This window comes from Acinetobacter sp. ANC_7511 (genome assembly GCF_056779975.1).
The window spans coordinates 157518-173423 of sequence record NZ_JBWYIY010000001.1 but is presented as its reverse complement, the minus strand read 5'-3'; the positions used below and the strand labels follow the sequence as shown (position 1 = coordinate 173423).

Below are 15906 nucleotides of genomic sequence, written 5' to 3'. Positions count from 1 at the left end.
TTCAATGATTGCTCTAATCAGTCATTACACTTTTATGCTGAAGAAGATGAAAGTGTAGATGGAAGTTGATCTATGCTATTTGAGAGAGTAACTCTAAAATAATTAACTTATTTCCTCATTTTTTTGTAATAACTAAATTTTTATCGATGGTAGAGAAAATTTGAGCTAAACAATGATCTTTGTAACGTTTCCCAAGCTAAAAATTCCTGTCTTAGCTGTTGTCTTAAACTTGGTGATCCATTTGTATAAAAATATTTTTTAAAATTGATTTTCGTAGATGTATAAAAAAATTAACTATGGCATATTAATTGCTGAATAAGAATTAAACGAATATTGCAGGAGAGAGGTCTTCTGTAGATCCGCCGAAGGAGCAACGACCCCGGAATCTCTCAGGCAAAAGGACTGTAATTATTCTCAATCATCTGGAGAGAAGTCTAATGATGTTTAGACTCACCGAAGGGGATGGAAAAATTCATATGTCATGAAGATTTCCGAAGCTCTCAGGTACCGTGACAGATGGGGCATTGAAAATATAAAATTTTCAAGGAGCTTTTATGTCACATATTATGGTGATTGGTGCTGGCATTACAGGAATAACCACTGCCTACGAATTATTAGAACTTGGTTATCAAGTCACGATTTTGGATAAAAACTTATATCCAGCAATGGAGACTTCATTTGCGAACGGAGGTCAACTTTCTGCATGTAATGCAGAGGTGTGGAATCAGAAAGCAACGGTACTGAAGGGTATCAAATGGATGACCCAAAAAGATGCACCATTATTACTCAACCCATCTTTTGATTTGCATAAATACGCTTGGCTGATTGAATTTATGGGTAATATCAAACACTACGAAGCCAACACACAAGAAACGGTAAGACTGGCATTATTGGCAAGAAAACGGCTGTTTGAAATTGCACAGAAAGAAAATATTCAATTTGATTTGGTAAAGCGTGGAATTTTGCACTTTTATCATAATCAGCAGGATTATGATGTCGCAATAAGAGTGAATGATTTGTTATGCAAAGGTGGATTAGAGCGTCACGCTGTTACAAATGGAGAAATTCACAGTATTGAACCAAGTTTGAAGGGAGAATATTACGGTGGTTTTTATTGTCCTGACGATGCCACAGGAGATATACACAAATACACCACGCATTTAGCCCAAGTGGTGGCGAATAAAGGTGGGAAATTTTTATACGGTGTAGAAGTTGAAGATTTAAATCTGGATCATTCAACAGAACAAGTTTCAGCTAAATATCGCGCTTGTGATCCTAAAAGTAGAGATATACCCGATGGATTTATTCAAGCTGATGCAATGGTCATTTGTGGTGGAGTTGGAAGCTATCATTTAGCACAACAGGCTGGAGATCGTGTCAATGTTTATCCAGTGAAAGGGTACTCGATTACAGTTCAGCTGAATGATGAACATAGCCAACAACATGCACCATGGGTAAGTTTATTGGATGAAAGTGCAAAAATTGTGACGTCGAGATTAGGTCGAGATCGTTTAAGAATTGCTGGTACTGCGGAATTTAATGGCTATAACCGAGACATCCGTATTGATCGCATACAACCTTTAGTTCATTGGGTGAATCGTAATTTTGATATTTCAACTGAGCATTGTGTCCCTTGGGCTGGATTAAGACCGATGATGCCGAATATGATGCCAGTGGTAAGACAAGGGAAGCATCCGAGAGTCTTTTATAATACCGGTCATGGGCATCTGGGTTGGACGCTGTCAGCTGCAACTGCTGCAATGATCAGTTTAGAAATTTCACAGAAAATAGCGGCTTAATGAAAAGCCACAATAGTATGAAAACTATTGTGGCAAATACATTTATAGTCGAGTGAAAACTTGATCTGCATTCAAACGAGATTTAGGTAATTTGGCATTAAAATCTTTTTCACTTCGATAACCAAGTGCCAATAGCACTGACGGAATCAGGCCTTTTGCGTCAAGATTTAACTCTTCAGCGATAATTTTTTCATCGAATCCTCCAATTGGAGTGGCATCGATACCTTCTAAACCTGCAGCAAATAAGGTTTGCCCAAGTGCAATAAAAGTTTGATTTTCAGACCAGCGCTGGATATCGCCTTTTTCGTTGCGATAATAATCAACATAGCCTAAGCGCGTATCTTTTTGAGCTTGTTTTGCTTGGTCATCTTTAAAACGACCACTGATTTCATCTTGATTTAATAATCGATCTAGATGAGAGTCTGTAATGTCTTTATGCGTACAAAACAGAATTGTGTGTGAAGATTCAAGGACTTTGGGTGCATTATAAACATACTTACCAACCAGTGCTTTAGCAATGCGCTGTTTGGCTTCATCAGTTTCGATGACAAAGAAATGCCACGGTTGAATATTGATAGATGAAGGTGCGAGCCTTAAAGATTCCAATAATTTTTCAAACTTTTCTTGAGGGATCTTTTTTGAAGAATCGTATGCTTTGGTGGTGTAGCGAGATTGGGAGATGTTTAACAAATCCATATTATCCTCCGATTATTCACAATATATTCATCTAAAAATTTTAAATGACTCTGAACTTAAATATTTTCTATAGTTGATGCTAAATGATATGAAAAATCTGACTTGTCTTTAAATCAATAGGCATATTTTAAATCAGTATATTTTTCTAATGACATTGCAATTTGTTGGTTGATAAATGCGCGCACATCTTCTTCAGTCATAGGTTGACCATTCTTGCTGATATTATGTTCGATCGGTGCTTGGTCTGCGGCCTTAATTTTGTAGACAAGGTGGGTGATCAATTCGTAATCGTTATTATGGTTTACGATGTTAGTCACATATTGATATGAATGCTCAAAGTTGAGATCTTGATGGGAAAATATAAATTGTTCAAAGATTGTCAATGCGGCGCCATCAGCAAGATTTTTGAGTTCATCAATAATTGTGGCATCTAGCCGTACATCATAACGTTCAGAGATTGCTTTACCATCGATTAATAATGACACTTTATCATCTTCATGGTGTTGAACAGTAATATTGCTGAAATTAGACATGACAAACTCACGAATTGAATTGAGTCGTTATTATCATATGCAAAAAAACTTAAAGCAAAACATACTGATTAATATTCAAACATTGAGTGAAATTTCAATTTAAAGGTTGATGAGATCATTATAAAAATAGAGGAACTAATAAGACCATGTTTTCAGTGTCAGATCATTGATTGACTGCTTAGAGAATTTCGATTGATTAATTTCCAAAATTTGAGCTTGATCCAAACGCCAGTCGCCTAAAACAATTCTTCTTTTATCTTGAGAGATATGGATTTGAGGGCGATGCGTATGACCATGAATTAGTAAATCAACTTCTTTCAATGCATCGTGGACAGCATCTTGATTTACATCCATGACATCATAAGATTTAAATTCTTTTGATTCGTGGCTTTTTTTTCTAAATCCATTTGCAAGTTGAGTACGAAAAGAAAGTGGGGTATTCCGCAGTATCCAAATGATGAGTGGATTTCTGATTATTTTTTTAAAACGTTGATAGGCGACATCGTCTGTACACAGTGAATCACCATGTTCTATACGAATTTGGACGTCATTTATTTTTAAGTTAGAGACTTCGGACAATAAGATGCCACCAAATTTATTTAAAAAAATTTGATTCAGCGCAAAATCACGATTGCCGACAGAAAATAAAACTTGATTTCCCTGAGCAGTAAATCTTTTTAAGCGTTCAACGATTTCATCGAGCCAAGGAGCTGTATAGTCATCACCAATCCATGCATTAAACCAATCACCTAAAATATAGAGTTGGGTTTGCTGGTCTTGATAATGATCTAATAAATCTAAAAACCCTCGAACGAGTCGAGGGTGTTCAGGTGACAGGTGTAAATCTGAAATAAACAGATAGGTCACTTAATATTCCTTATTTGCCTACATCCCCATCAACTTTAGATGGCGAAACGATCCCTTGAACATGATATTCGTTTTAAAGCAGTGCTTGAAAACTTAATAAGTTAGGGAGTAGGTTTCTTATTCAGAGAGAATTTTAGCAGATTCGATCACAACGTTTTCTAGTGGAACGTCAGCGTGGTAGCCACGGTTGCCAGTGCGAACACTTTTGATTTCATTAACAACGTCCATACCTTCTACAACTTTACCAAATACTGCATAACCCCAACCTTGAGCTGTTTTACCCGTATGGTTAAGGAAAGCATTGTTTTTCACGTTAATGAAGAATTGTGCAGATGCTGAGTGAGGAGCTTGAGTACGTGCCATAGCAATCGTACCTTCGTCATTGCTTAAACCGTTGTCAGCTTCATTTTCAATAGAATCGCGAGTTGCTTTTTCTTTGAAGTTTTCATCCATGCCACCGCCTTGGATCATGAAACCGTCAATTACACGGTGGAAAATTACGCCATCATAAAAACCATCACGAACGTACTCTAAAAAGTTAGCAACAGTTTTAGGTGCTTTTTCAGAGTTAAGCTCTAGAACAATACGTCCTTTATTGGTGTTTAATTCGACTTGAGGAAAACTCATTCTATAATCTCCTGATCATGGACAAAAAGCCATGGGTTTGTGGTTGAGAGAAGCATAAGCAAACTGTAAACTACAAGGCAAGCAAAAACGTTATTTTCTTTGTTAATAATATGAAGATAGCGTTTTAATTATCCTATTTTATCTTATAGAAGTGATTTATCAACTATGAAGCCGAATGATGTTGTTTCATCCCTGCCAAATACCCCGACGACTAACAATCCATCAGTCGATGCTGCGCAGCAAGAACAACAACCGGGCTTAGACTTTGTACGTCAAGTAATTACAGAAGATCTTGCAGCAGGGCGTACAGATAAAGTCGTGACGCGCTTTCCACCAGAGCCTAATGGTTATTTACACATTGGACATGTTAAAGCGATTTGCCTGAATTTTGGTATTGCAGAAGAATTTTCTGGTTTATGTAATCTTCGTTTTGACGATACAAATCCAGATGCAGAAGAACAAGAATATGTAGATGGTATTGCGAACGATGTTAAATGGCTCGGTTTCGACTGGAATGGTGAACCACGCTACGCATCAAGTTACTTTGATCAATTGTATCAATGGGCGATTCAATTAATTAAACAAGGTGATGCATATGTCGATTTGCAATCTCCTGAAGAAATTAAGCTGAATCGTGGAAATTTTGTAGAACCAGGTAAAAATTCTCCGCAACGTGATGCAACGGTTGAAGAAAACTTAGCACGTTTTGAACAAATGCGTAATGGTGAGCTTGGAGAAGGCCAAGCAGTACTTCGTGCCAAGATTGATATGGCATCACCGAACGTACATATGCGTGATCCAATTCTTTACCGTGTTTTACATTCTGAGCATCATCAAACAGGCGATACGTGGAAAATCTATCCAATGTATGACTATGCTCATCCTTTGTCTGATGCGATTGAAGGCATTACGCACTCGTTATGTACGCTTGAATTCCAAGACCATCGCCCGTTCTATGATTGGGTTGTCGCTAAGGTAAATTCTCCAGCAGTTCCACGCCAGTACGAATCAAGCCGTTTGAATGTTGATTACACCATCACCTCAAAACGTAAATTACGTAAGCTGGTCGAAGGTGGTTACGTCAATGGTTGGAATGATCCACGTATGCCTACAGTCGTGGGAATGCGTCGTCGTGGCTTTACTCCAGAAGGCTTACGTGATTTCTGTAAGCGTGTGGGCGTATCTAAAACTGATGGTATTGTCGATGTTGCAATGCTTGAATTCTGCATTCGACAATCATTAGAAAATACTGCTGCACGTGGTATGGCGGTATTGAATCCTCTTAAAGTGACATTGACCAACCTTCCAGAGGATATGGATTTAACACACGCACGCCATCCAAATGTTGATATGGGTGATCGTGTAATTCCACTGACTTCTGAATTGTATATTGATCGTAAAGATTTTGAGGAAGAGCCGCCTAAAGGGTTTAAACGCTTAATTCCTGGTGGTGAAGTCCGTTTACGTCATGCTTATGTGATTAAATGTGATGAAGTGATTAAGGATGAAAATGGCGAAGTTGTTGAACTTAAATGCTCTATCGATCCGCATACTTTAGGTAAGAATCCAGAAGGTCGTAAAGTCAAAGGTGTTATTCATTGGGTATCTGCAAATAAAGGGATTCCTGCTGAAGTTCGTATTTATGATCGTCTATTTACTGAAGCCGCACCTGATGCGGACGATGATTTCTTAGCGAATTTAAATCCAGATTCTCTAAAAATTGTTCAAGCGGTAATTGAGCCTGCTTTAGCTCAAGCGAAACCTGAAGATCGATTCCAATTCGAACGTGAAGGTTATTTTGTCGCTGATCAATTTGATCATATTGTTGAAAAACCTGTCTTTAACCGTATTTTGGATTTAAAAGATAGTTTTAAGCCTGCAAAATAAAGTTTGGTAATATCAAAAAAAGCCTGATTGATTCAGGCTTTTTTTTATTCAAATTTAGGTTAATAAATAATTTTTGTGATTAAATTCACATGATTAGATAAAGGTGAGTATTTAAGAATAATTTAATAAGTTATAAATAAAAACTAAAATAACATTATATTTCAAATATATATTTGACTATTTGGATTTTCAAGCGCATATTTAATTCAACCGAAAGGTTAATTTGAAACTTTGTTTTCCTCGAAACCCTGCTTAAGCGGGGCTTTTTTTTGATTTAGTTTCTGATGTTGCTGTAAAGCGATATACACAGGGCCTTTCAGTTTGCGCTGATCATTTAACTTTTTTTTAATATAAAATACCAAAGCAAAACAGGTGGTTGCTAAAGTTAAAAGAAGACTATTTAAGTAGCTCATGAGTGAGCTGATATAACCAATAGTGGTGAGTCTATTCATCATTTTGATGACTTGTGGGCTACTTTCGATGCCCGTGATCGCCCAAGAACATAAGTGTTCACAATTATTAATAATGAGATGATAGTTATTTTCATGCATTCGAGAGCGCATTCGTCTTACGACAGCACGACCTGAATATTTGGGGGTGCTATAATGCCGAATCGTAATTTTTTTGCCATGTGCAAATTTTTGCAGAGATGTAATTTCGATCGGATGTTTTTTAAAGAGATGAGCAAAACCTGAATAATGAATAACACGACCCTTACCAACATAAATACCATGATGTGAATAACCAAAATGCTTAACAATTAAGTGAGCACCAAGAGGGAATGTTTTGACGTGTTTATGCCGCATTTATAAAATATTCCAATAACTTTACAGATGTACATTTATTGAAAGAGAGTCCACAGTATAACCGAATTGGAAATAAATAATGAGGTATAAATACAATATAAGCACTCTAAAAAAGGTGCCTAAATTTTTTATTCAACTCAAATGAAGTTATGAGAAGAAAGCATTTTGTGCTTCACAATTTTTAATTGCATCTTCTTTAGGAAGCTGTTTAATTTGCTCTTCAAACTCGTTTTTTTGACGATCTATGGCAGTTTGAGGAATACCGCTCTCTTTCGCTAATTTTTCAATGTTGCCCCAAACTTCCTCACATGCTGAAGGTAGCTTATTACAACCACTAAGCGATATGAAAGTCGCCCCTAAAATAATGAATAGAATATTTTTCATTGAATCCCCAAATGTATTTTTAATTATCCTATGAGCTTATCTTAATTGAACATTTTTAAATTGAACAGAAAATTTATCATAAAAAAAGCACTGTCTATGCAGTGCTTTTTTTCTTTACTGAAGGGTGATTTTGTTACTCAATAAATCAGTAAGATCTTTTTTTGAATAGCCACGCGAAATAAGAACTTTTTTGATTCCGCGGATTACATCTTCATCTGATGCCTTTTGTAAAGCCTCGATCAACTGATCGTTAGTCTTACATGAACAATCATTTTCAACACAAGCAATTTGATTTTTATGCTCGTTCTGCTGCGAATCTGATGAAAACAGCTTTTGCCAAAAACTCATAGAGCCTTCATTTGCAACCAAAGATAGGTCGAAATATAGTCGATTTGAAATTTAATGCAAGTTTGTAATCGTGATTTAAGGCACATTTTAAAATAAATATTTCGATGATAAACCTAAAGTTTAACGAAATTATGACATTGAAAAATTAAATTTTTCTTTATTCATATGATTTTTAAGTGAAATTCAAAAAGCATAAAAAATGGACAGTGTAAGAACTGTCCATTTAGTAAGAAATAAATTGTTTAAATTTTCTCTAAAAGAACGCCTGACTCGACATGGTGGGTATAAGGAAATTGATCGAACAGCGCAAATTTAGTGATTTTATGAGTTTCCGATAACATCTTTAAATTGTCGTGCAAAGTATCTGGATTGCATGAAATATAAATAATACGGTTAAAGCGTTGAAGCAGCTTCAAGGTATCATCATCAATGCCTGCACGAGGTGGATCTACAAATACAGTATCGAAGTCATAACTTTGAATATCAATATTGGCTTCTTGTAAACGTCTAAACTCACGTTCTGCATTGAATGCTAAGGTAAAATCTTCAGCTGAAAGGCGAGCAACTTGAATATTATTAATTTGATTTTGCTCAATATTCCATTGCGCTGCATAAACTGATGATTTAGCCAGTTCTGTTGCTAGAACGCGATTAAACTTTAGCGATAATGGAAGGGTAAAATTACCATTACCGCAATAAAGCTCTAAAAGATCTTTATCACTAGTTTGAGCTGCATTACATGCCCACTCCAGCATTTTTTGACAAACTTGCGCATTTGGTTGCGTGAAGCTACTTTCAATTTGCTTATATTTGAATTTACGGTCAAATACTTGTAATTCTTCAACTACATATTCATCCGTCAATACAATTTTTTGACCACGGCTGCGACCAATAATCTTAATATTGAGTTTTGAAGATAAATTTTTTGCTAGTTGTTCCCAGTCTTGATCAAGCGGACAACGATAAATCAATGAAACCAGCATTTCACCGTTCAACGTAGAAAGAAAATGTACTTCAAACAGACGCTTAGAGAGCACTGCATTTGATTTTAGTTCAAACAGGAGAATTGGCATTAAATCATTAATAGATTTATCCGCGATTGGAAACTCATCAACACGTACAACTTTCTTTTGAATACCATCTTCCGCGCGTTCAAACATGGCATAAAACATATCATCTTCTGTATGCCAAATACGGAACTCAGCTCGCATACGGAAATGTTTTTCAGGAGATGAAAAAACTTCTAGTTCAGGTGGTTGATATTCAGCAAATTGATTGCGGATACGTTCAATTTTTGCATCAAGTTGTTGTTGATAAATAGAAGTCATAAAATCTAAAAAAAACTAGCACAAAGCAGAGTGAATGGTAGCAAATAATAAGCCAACATTCTTCTAAATCTTTATGCTGTTGTGACTATCTTTTGGTGAGGTGCTCAACTAAGTAGTCGATGAACACTCGTACAGCTGGTAATAAACCACGGCGAGAAGGGTAAACCACATGAAAAATACCGTGTGGTGCATTCCAGTTAGGCAGAACCTTAACAAGACGCCCATCTTTAATATAATCTTCAACAATACTGTCTGGGAGTAATGCTACCCCACAATTGTCACTTGCAAGTTGTGCAAGCATAAGTAAGTCAGAGCCCATCACGACTGGACTCACTTTGACTTTAATCGATTTGTTGTTTGAATCATGTAGTACGAGTTGTTGATCAGTATGTTCATCAACCATACTTAATATTCGATGATTTGAGAGTTCTTCAGGTTTTTTGATAGATCCAAATTCATTGAGATAAGCCTGGCTGGCGAAAAGATGTTGTTCAATATTTTCAAATTTTCGAATGACCAAACTTGGGTCATCATCCAAACTTGAGCGAACACGAAGCGCTAAATCAATTCCTTCATTGATGATATCGACACGTCGATTAGTAACCATCAATTGAACTTTGATTTCAGGATACTGCTTAAGGAAATTTGGCAGTATTTTGGTCATTTCATGCTGGGCAATTGATACGGGTAAACTGACACGAATTAAGCCTCTTGGTTGTTCACTTAAATGATCTACCAAATCATGAGCAGATTGGGCAGCATTCATCATTACTTGCGCATGGCGATAAATGTTCATTCCAATATCAGTGACAGCAAAATGACGTGAACTACGTTGAATAAGCCTTACACCGAGATTTTCTTCTAAATTATAAACACGTCGACTCAATTTTGATTTGGGAATGTCGGTTGCTCGTTCGGCAGCGCTAAAACCACCATGTTCGACAACAAGGGCAAAGCAATAAAAATCATCTAAATCTGAAAGCATGGATTCATTCCATATATGCGACGTTTTGTTAAAAAATACATTATTGTTCTGAATAGTCAATTGAGTTGCTGTGTTTTCTCAAAAATCTAAGGTTGTTATATGTAGTAATGAATAAACAGGGCTATTTAAAAATCTAAAAGCAATGGTTAAACTTATGTTTTATAGCGCGTAATACTTAAGGTTGACATGGCTTATACAACAATTGAACTTCAAGATCCTCAAGAAAATGTACAGTGCCCGCATTGTCAACATGCTGTTATCGACTGGAATGAAGAGCAATATATTCAACCTTGTGAGCATACATTGTTTGTTGCCATGGACTTGGGATTTGAATTTATTTCGGATGAATTTGAAGCAACTATGCCTCGCACAGTAGATGAAATTCATGCAGATGATGAAAACTCGGATGTGTTTACTGAGATTACACGTTCTGATTTACCTCAGTTTAAAATTTATAAAGTTGCATTGGGTGTCGAAAACCTCAATCGTTATATTGGTTTCCAATCATAATTTTTTTAATCACACGCATATGGTGAAAAGACTTGGGGTTTCCTTGAGTCTTTTAATTTCATTGTATTTTGATATTGATTGCAAAGTTCTAAGTTTGTGTTAATTCATGATAAGTTCAATGCTTTGCATAAAGAAATCACGGCTATTATAAAATGCACTTATGGCTATAAACATCTGATCTACTTTTGGATTGGTTCGTGTTTTATCGATCAACTTCACCTTAGATCCAAGTGAATTCTATCTAACCCACTTGGATTTCAGCATTAGGATGACTCAACCTGCTTTTTTTAGGGGTTGCAATTAAATATGCTAATGTCAAAGGACCGAGACGACCCGCAAACATCAGTATCATGAGCATATATAAACTTGCAGGTTGTAATTCTGAAGTAATACCTCTAGATAATCCGACTGTACAAGCCGCGGAAACAGCTTCAAATAGTAAATCTAGAAAACGTTTATTAGGCTCTAAAATTAACAGCGTAAAGAAACCAATGAAAATGAGCATAGCAGTTATGCTAATGACCGCAAGAGCTTTATAGGTGACCGTTGCGGGAATCGAGTGTTTAAAAACAGTGACTTCGTCAGCTCGTCTCAAAAACGTGATCACACTCAATACAACAATAATAAATGTACCTACTTTAATACCACCAGCAGTACTTAAAGATCCGCCTCCAATAAACATTAATAGCATAGTCACCAAGGTTGCTGGATCACTCATACTGGCCATATCAATACTATTAAATCCAGAGGATCGTGGTACTGTGGCATGAAACCAAGCATTTAATGCTTGGTCTCCAATTGACATTGGGGCGAGGGTCAATGGATTATTTGCTTCTAAACACCAAATCATAATAAAGGCAAATAGATTGAGTCCCGCGATAGTAGAAAGAATCAGTTTGCTGTTGGTTGAGAGTTTTTTCCACTTATGAGCGCGTTTGATATCCATAAGTACCACAAAACCTATTCCACCAATGATATACAACATGCTGATGGTCAGAGTTACAGCATATTGGCCTGAAAAACTCATTAAACTGTCTGGAAAAAGAGAGAAACCACCATTATTAAATGCTGAGATACTGTAAAAGGCTGCATAAAACAGGGCATCACTAAAATCGTAGTATTGAAGCCACGTAAATGTCAGGATGAATGTTCCAATCCCTTCGAAAAATAGAGAATACAATAAGACGGCTTTAACAGTGAACGAGGCCCTTGCTAAACTGGTTTGACCAATTGTTTCTTGAGCCATCACTTGTTGCTTTAAACCAAGTTTAGTGGAAAGGCTCAAAGCAGCCAAAATTGCGAAAGTCATGAATCCTAAGCCACCACATTGGATGAGTAGCATAATGATGAATTGACCAAAAGTCGTATATGCCTCGCCAATATTGACCACAGAAAGTCCCGTAATTGTCACAGCAGACGTGGCGGTAAATAAAGCTTCTAGCCAAGAGACATTTCCTTCGTGTGCAAAGGGAAGTTTTAGCAGTAATGTTCCAATGATAATAAAACTGAGAAAGCCCAAAGCAAGCAAACTTGGTGGACTCAAATTAATACTTTGCGTTTTTTTATTGATCAATTGATCATAAAATTTCATCATTTCGAAATAAATCTCGATGAGAGTTTACGTAGAAGATTGACAGGACCTTCAATAATTAAAATGTCATTTTTTTGCAGCAATGTACCAGGTGCGATGTCATAAATTACATGTGTGCCACGTTGTAATAGTAATGTTTGTACGCCGTCGCTGTGCTCCATGATATCTTTAAATTCTACACCTTGTAGTTTTTCACTCACTTCCACTTTGACAATATAACGGTCATCATTCAACGCCATATAGCGTCTGACCATTGGATAGCTTAATGATTGTGCAACGCGAATCCCCATGTCCTCTTCTGGATGAATAATTTGACCAATACCGAGATGCGTCAAAATCATATGATGGGCTTTCGATTTTGCTTTTACTAGGATTTTTTCTACGCCTAAATTTTTGAGGTTGAGGACACATAGAATACTGGCTTCAATATCTTCTCCAATTGCGACAACGACGGCATCGCAATTCTGTACATTCAGTTCTCGAAGTACATGTTCATCTGTGGCATCGGCGATGACAGCATGACTGATGTTATCAGAGATATTTTCAACGTATTTTTTTTCAGTATCGATTCCAATCACATCATGTTTTAATTGAGTGAGTTCTAATGCAACTGTACCACCAAAGCTGCCTAAGCCAATTACTGCAAATAGCGCCATTGAATATCCTAAAATTTTAAAGATCAGAAAGTAATGATTTGATTTTAATTTCGCTTCGATTGAGTTTATCTTGTTGATCTGAGTTGATTCAATTCATTTGTTGAGGATTATTTGTGATCACTATAAAAATAGTAAATCGTAATTGAAATCAATGTCCATGAAAGTGCTAAGTAAATATAAGTTAAATGAATATGATCGATCATAAAGTTAGCATGAACGAAACTTGTCATGAGCACAATTGCCATCATATATATCAACGTCATACGATAACGATAAATAGGTGCTAATCCCAACATGATATAGGGTAGTGCTGCATAACCTAAAAAAATAAAAACTTCGAGGAATTTGCTTACGGTGGTAACTTCAGGATATAGATATTTCGAAATAAACAGAATTGCGGAAAAGATGATCCACATGAGAAAAGGAATTACTACAAAACTGAACCATATTTGCATGATTTATCTTAATATCTAAAATTTTAAAGTGATCGTTTTTTCTATCTTTCGATTTTAATTGTATATCAATTATTGAATTAAAAAAGCCTGTCAAAATGACAGGCTGTATTGATTTTATTTGAGGAAACGTTGATAACCAAGATTATTGGTAATTTCTTGGTATGGATAATTGATACTTTCTAATGTTTCAACTAAACCATCAGGGTTTTGTTGTGCATCTTCAGCTTCGAGTCCAACCAATACACGACCTTCAGCCGCACCATGATTACGATAATGGAACAGGGTAATGTTATGCATTGGACCAAGACGTTCCAAGAATGTTAATAATGCACCTGGACGTTCAGGAAATTCAACGCGGAATAAACGTTCATTTTCAATATCAGCATGACCACCGATCAGGTAGCGAATATGTAATTTGGCAACTTCATCATCAGATAAGTCATCCACATCGTACTGAAACTTTAATGTCTCGAATATTTCTTGACGTTCTTTTTCGCCGCTTTTTAAACTAATTCCAACAAATACCTGCGCTGCAGTCGCACTACTTGCACGGTAGTTGAATTCAGTAATATTTCGACCTTGAAGGGCACGACAGAAATTGAGGAATGCACCTTTTTGTTCAGGAATCGTGACGGCAAAAATAGCTTCTTTACGTTCACCTAATTCAGTTCGTTCTGCAATATAACGTAAACGGTCAAAGTTCATATTTGCACCGCATACAATTGAAACGATGTTTTTACCTTCTAAGCCGTGCTCAGCCACATATTTTTTTATACCAGCAAGTGCCATCGCACCTGAGGGCTCAACAATACTACGGCATTCATCATAGGTGTCTTTAATTGCTGCGCATATTTCATCAGTATTCACAAGAACAACTTCTGGTTCTACGATTGGACCTGAATTGTCAGATTTTTGCAGACGAATCACTTCAAAAGGTTTTTCACCGATTTGCGCCACGGCTGTACCATCGGCGAATAAACCAACTGAAGGAAGAATCACACGTTCATTTGCTTCTAAAGCAGCTTTTAAACAAGCTGACTCGTCATATTCCACAGGAATAACTTTGACATGCGGTGCTACATCACCAAGGTAAGCAGCAACACCTGCAATCAAACCTCCACCACCAACGGCAACAAATACATAATCCACATCTCGCCATTGACGTAAAATTTCATTGGCAATTGTACCTTGACCAGCCATAACGAGTTCATCGTCATAAGGCGGAATAAAAGTCATTCCTTCTTCTTGCGCACGTTGAATTGCGTATTTATTTGCGATGTCAAAAGAATCACCATGAAGTACGACTTCACCACCCAAACGCTTTACAGCTTGGACTTTAATGTCTGGTGTTGTCTTAGGCATCACAATAATCGCGCGAATTCCTAATTTTTTTCCTGAGAGTGCTACACCTTGAGCATGGTTACCAGCAGAAGCGGTAATGACACCTCGTTCTAGTTGAGCTTTAGGAAGTTGGCTGATTCTGTTATAGGCACCGCGGAGTTTGAAGGAGAATACGGGTTGTAGGTCTTCACGTTTAAAACGAATATTATTGTTAAGACGTTCACTAATTCGTGGTGCCGCTTCGAGTGGGGTTTCGATAGCAACGTCGTATACCGTTGCTTGTAAAATTTGTCGAACCAAACGAGACAGCATGTTAATTTTCCATCTAACAGTTTAAAATAGGCGCTTATTGTAACAAACCATAAGGCTTAGCGGTTTAAAATAACTGCAAAAGTCCAAATTAGTTGAGTGAAGTCATGAGTCTATATGCAACCCAAGATGAGAAAAAACAAGCAGCAGCACAAGCAGCTTTAAAACACTTACCGAAAGGGGGCATTTTAGGCGTAGGCACAGGCAGTACTGTTAACTTTTTGATTGATTTACTTCCTGAACTTCAATTAGAAGCTGCAGTTGCAAGTTCGGAAGCGACTGCGCAGCGTTTGAAGAAGCTGGGTATTGAAGTGGTAGATATGAACTCAGTGGGTGGTCTTGATGCATATGTAGATGGTGCAGATGAGATTGATCGTCATATGCACATGATCAAAGGTGGTGGTGCGGCATTGACACGTGAAAAAATCGTGGCATCGATTGCAAAAAAATTCGTCTGTATCGTAGATGATTCTAAATGGGTAGATCAGTTGGGGCGTGATTTTCCACTTCCTGTTGAAGTGATTCCAATGGCACGTTCTGCTGTTGCTCGTAAAATTGTCTCTTTAGGTGGCGACCCAGCGTACCGTGAAGGTGTAGTGACCGACAATGGTAACGTGATTTTAGACGTGCATAACTTAAATATCTTAAATGCACTTGAGCTTGAAAAAACATTGAATGATATCCCTGGTGTGGTATGCAACGGTATCTTTGCTTTGAATAAAGCAGACATTGCGATTGTTGCGACCAACAACGGTATTGAAGAGCGTACAGCGATTTAATTTTA

Annotated in this window: 17 protein-coding genes and 1 riboswitch; of the genes, 4 read left to right on the top strand and 13 right to left on the bottom strand. The window is 37.0% G+C overall.

Going from position 1 to position 15906, the window contains the following annotated elements; genetic code table 11:
• The first annotated feature begins 326 nt into the window (after positions 1–326).
• Positions 327–415: riboswitch (glycine riboswitch) on the top strand.
• Between the two features lie 139 nt (positions 416–554).
• Positions 555–1799 carry a D-amino acid dehydrogenase gene (locus AC1M9L_RS00945; RefSeq protein ID WP_481591060.1) on the top strand — a complete coding sequence of 415 codons (1245 nt, stop codon included), beginning with the start codon at positions 555–557 and terminating at the stop codon, positions 1797–1799.
• 42 nt (positions 1800–1841) lie between these two features.
• Here the strand turns inward: AC1M9L_RS00945 and nfsB are convergent, their stop codons facing one another.
• The 4 genes from nfsB to AC1M9L_RS00925 form a co-directional block, all read right to left on the bottom strand.
• Positions 1842–2495, bottom strand: a complete 654-nt coding sequence (gene nfsB / locus AC1M9L_RS00940; protein ID WP_035263717.1) for an oxygen-insensitive NAD(P)H nitroreductase — start codon at positions 2493–2495, stop codon at positions 1842–1844.
• A 113-nt stretch (positions 2496–2608) separates the two neighbouring features.
• Complete coding sequence (locus tag AC1M9L_RS00935) at positions 2609–3028, bottom strand: hypothetical protein (protein WP_035263715.1); 420 nt, start codon at positions 3026–3028, stop codon at positions 2609–2611.
• 135 nt (positions 3029–3163) lie between these two features.
• Positions 3164–3895: a UDP-2,3-diacylglucosamine diphosphatase gene (locus AC1M9L_RS00930; protein WP_035263713.1), complete on the bottom strand. Its 732-nt coding sequence runs from the start codon at positions 3893–3895 to the stop codon at positions 3164–3166.
• A gap of 117 nt (positions 3896–4012) precedes the next feature.
• Positions 4013–4522 (bottom strand): peptidylprolyl isomerase, encoded by a 510-nt coding sequence (locus AC1M9L_RS00925; protein WP_481591059.1) that lies wholly within the window; start codon positions 4520–4522, stop codon positions 4013–4015.
• 165 nt (positions 4523–4687) lie between these two features.
• Between AC1M9L_RS00925 and AC1M9L_RS00920 the strand changes: the two genes are divergently transcribed.
• Positions 4688–6409: a glutamine--tRNA ligase/YqeY domain fusion protein gene (locus AC1M9L_RS00920; protein ID WP_481591058.1), complete on the top strand. Its 1722-nt coding sequence runs from the start codon at positions 4688–4690 to the stop codon at positions 6407–6409.
• A gap of 218 nt (positions 6410–6627) precedes the next feature.
• On the opposite strand, the gene AC1M9L_RS00915 is transcribed toward AC1M9L_RS00920, so the two are convergent.
• From AC1M9L_RS00915 to AC1M9L_RS00895, 5 genes are all read right to left on the bottom strand, one after another.
• Positions 6628–7215: a lecithin retinol acyltransferase family protein gene (locus AC1M9L_RS00915; protein ID WP_481591057.1), complete on the bottom strand. Its 588-nt coding sequence runs from the start codon at positions 7213–7215 to the stop codon at positions 6628–6630.
• Positions 7216–7362: 147 nt separating this feature from the next.
• Positions 7363–7599 (bottom strand): hypothetical protein, encoded by a 237-nt coding sequence (locus AC1M9L_RS00910; RefSeq protein WP_035263707.1) that lies wholly within the window; start codon positions 7597–7599, stop codon positions 7363–7365.
• A gap of 114 nt (positions 7600–7713) precedes the next feature.
• On the bottom strand, positions 7714–7947 hold the full coding sequence (locus tag AC1M9L_RS00905; protein WP_035263705.1) for a hypothetical protein: 234 nt from the start codon (positions 7945–7947) through the stop codon (positions 7714–7716).
• A 242-nt stretch (positions 7948–8189) separates the two neighbouring features.
• Complete coding sequence (gene trmA / locus AC1M9L_RS00900) at positions 8190–9275, bottom strand: tRNA (uridine(54)-C5)-methyltransferase TrmA (protein WP_481591056.1); 1086 nt, start codon at positions 9273–9275, stop codon at positions 8190–8192.
• 85 nt (positions 9276–9360) lie between these two features.
• Positions 9361–10260: a LysR substrate-binding domain-containing protein gene (locus AC1M9L_RS00895; protein ID WP_035263702.1), complete on the bottom strand. Its 900-nt coding sequence runs from the start codon at positions 10258–10260 to the stop codon at positions 9361–9363.
• A gap of 186 nt (positions 10261–10446) precedes the next feature.
• Between AC1M9L_RS00895 and AC1M9L_RS00890 the strand changes: the two genes are divergently transcribed.
• Complete coding sequence (locus tag AC1M9L_RS00890; RefSeq protein ID WP_481591055.1) at positions 10447–10770, top strand: hypothetical protein; 324 nt, start codon at positions 10447–10449, stop codon at positions 10768–10770.
• Positions 10771–11011: 241 nt separating this feature from the next.
• Here the strand turns inward: AC1M9L_RS00890 and AC1M9L_RS00885 are convergent, their stop codons facing one another.
• The 4 genes from AC1M9L_RS00885 to ilvA all read right to left on the bottom strand — a co-directional run bounded on the left by AC1M9L_RS00885 (position 11012) and on the right by ilvA (position 15125).
• Complete coding sequence (locus AC1M9L_RS00885; protein ID WP_035263851.1) at positions 11012–12361, bottom strand: TrkH family potassium uptake protein; 1350 nt, start codon at positions 12359–12361, stop codon at positions 11012–11014.
• Positions 12361–13017, bottom strand: a complete 657-nt coding sequence (locus tag AC1M9L_RS00880; protein ID WP_481591054.1) for a potassium channel family protein — start codon at positions 13015–13017, stop codon at positions 12361–12363. The genes AC1M9L_RS00885 and AC1M9L_RS00880 overlap by 1 nt, the downstream gene beginning before the upstream one ends.
• Positions 13018–13124: 107 nt before the next feature.
• Positions 13125–13472, bottom strand: coding sequence for a hypothetical protein (locus AC1M9L_RS00875; protein ID WP_481591053.1), 348 nt, complete (start codon positions 13470–13472; stop codon positions 13125–13127).
• A gap of 114 nt (positions 13473–13586) precedes the next feature.
• A complete protein-coding gene (gene ilvA / locus AC1M9L_RS00870; protein ID WP_481591052.1) occupies positions 13587–15125 on the bottom strand; it encodes a threonine ammonia-lyase, biosynthetic in 1539 nt (512 codons plus the stop codon).
• 104 nt (positions 15126–15229) lie between these two features.
• Between ilvA and rpiA the strand changes: the two genes are divergently transcribed.
• Positions 15230–15901, top strand: a complete 672-nt coding sequence (gene rpiA / locus AC1M9L_RS00865) for a ribose-5-phosphate isomerase RpiA (RefSeq protein ID WP_481591051.1) — start codon at positions 15230–15232, stop codon at positions 15899–15901.
• Positions 15902–15906: the final 5 nt, after the last annotated feature.

Bases quoted from the DNA above. Each gene is read 5' to 3' on its own strand.
- AC1M9L_RS00945 (WP_481591060.1), top strand. From the start codon at position 555: ATGTCACATATTATGGTGATTGGTGCTGGCATTACAGGAATAACCACT.
- nfsB (WP_035263717.1), bottom strand. From the start codon at position 2,495: ATGGATTTGTTAAACATCTCCCAATCTCGCTACACCACCAAAGCATAC.
- AC1M9L_RS00935 (WP_035263715.1), bottom strand. From the start codon at position 3,028: ATGTCTAATTTCAGCAATATTACTGTTCAACACCATGAAGATGATAAA.
- AC1M9L_RS00925 (WP_481591059.1), bottom strand. From the start codon at position 4,522: ATGAGTTTTCCTCAAGTCGAATTAAACACCAATAAAGGACGTATTGTT.
- AC1M9L_RS00920 (WP_481591058.1), top strand. From the start codon at position 4,688: ATGAAGCCGAATGATGTTGTTTCATCCCTGCCAAATACCCCGACGACT.
- AC1M9L_RS00915 (WP_481591057.1), bottom strand. From the start codon at position 7,215: ATGCGGCATAAACACGTCAAAACATTCCCTCTTGGTGCTCACTTAATT.
- AC1M9L_RS00910 (WP_035263707.1), bottom strand. From the start codon at position 7,599: ATGAAAAATATTCTATTCATTATTTTAGGGGCGACTTTCATATCGCTT.
- AC1M9L_RS00905 (WP_035263705.1), bottom strand. From the start codon at position 7,947: ATGAGTTTTTGGCAAAAGCTGTTTTCATCAGATTCGCAGCAGAACGAG.
- trmA (WP_481591056.1), bottom strand. From the start codon at position 9,275: ATGACTTCTATTTATCAACAACAACTTGATGCAAAAATTGAACGTATC.
- AC1M9L_RS00895 (WP_035263702.1), bottom strand. From the start codon at position 10,260: ATGCTTTCAGATTTAGATGATTTTTATTGCTTTGCCCTTGTTGTCGAA.
- AC1M9L_RS00890 (WP_481591055.1), top strand. From the start codon at position 10,447: ATGGCTTATACAACAATTGAACTTCAAGATCCTCAAGAAAATGTACAG.
- AC1M9L_RS00885 (WP_035263851.1), bottom strand. From the start codon at position 12,361: ATGAAATTTTATGATCAATTGATCAATAAAAAAACGCAAAGTATTAAT.
- AC1M9L_RS00880 (WP_481591054.1), bottom strand. From the start codon at position 13,017: ATGGCGCTATTTGCAGTAATTGGCTTAGGCAGCTTTGGTGGTACAGTT.
- AC1M9L_RS00875 (WP_481591053.1), bottom strand. From the start codon at position 13,472: ATGCAAATATGGTTCAGTTTTGTAGTAATTCCTTTTCTCATGTGGATC.
- ilvA (WP_481591052.1), bottom strand. From the start codon at position 15,125: ATGCTGTCTCGTTTGGTTCGACAAATTTTACAAGCAACGGTATACGAC.
- rpiA (WP_481591051.1), top strand. From the start codon at position 15,230: ATGAGTCTATATGCAACCCAAGATGAGAAAAAACAAGCAGCAGCACAA.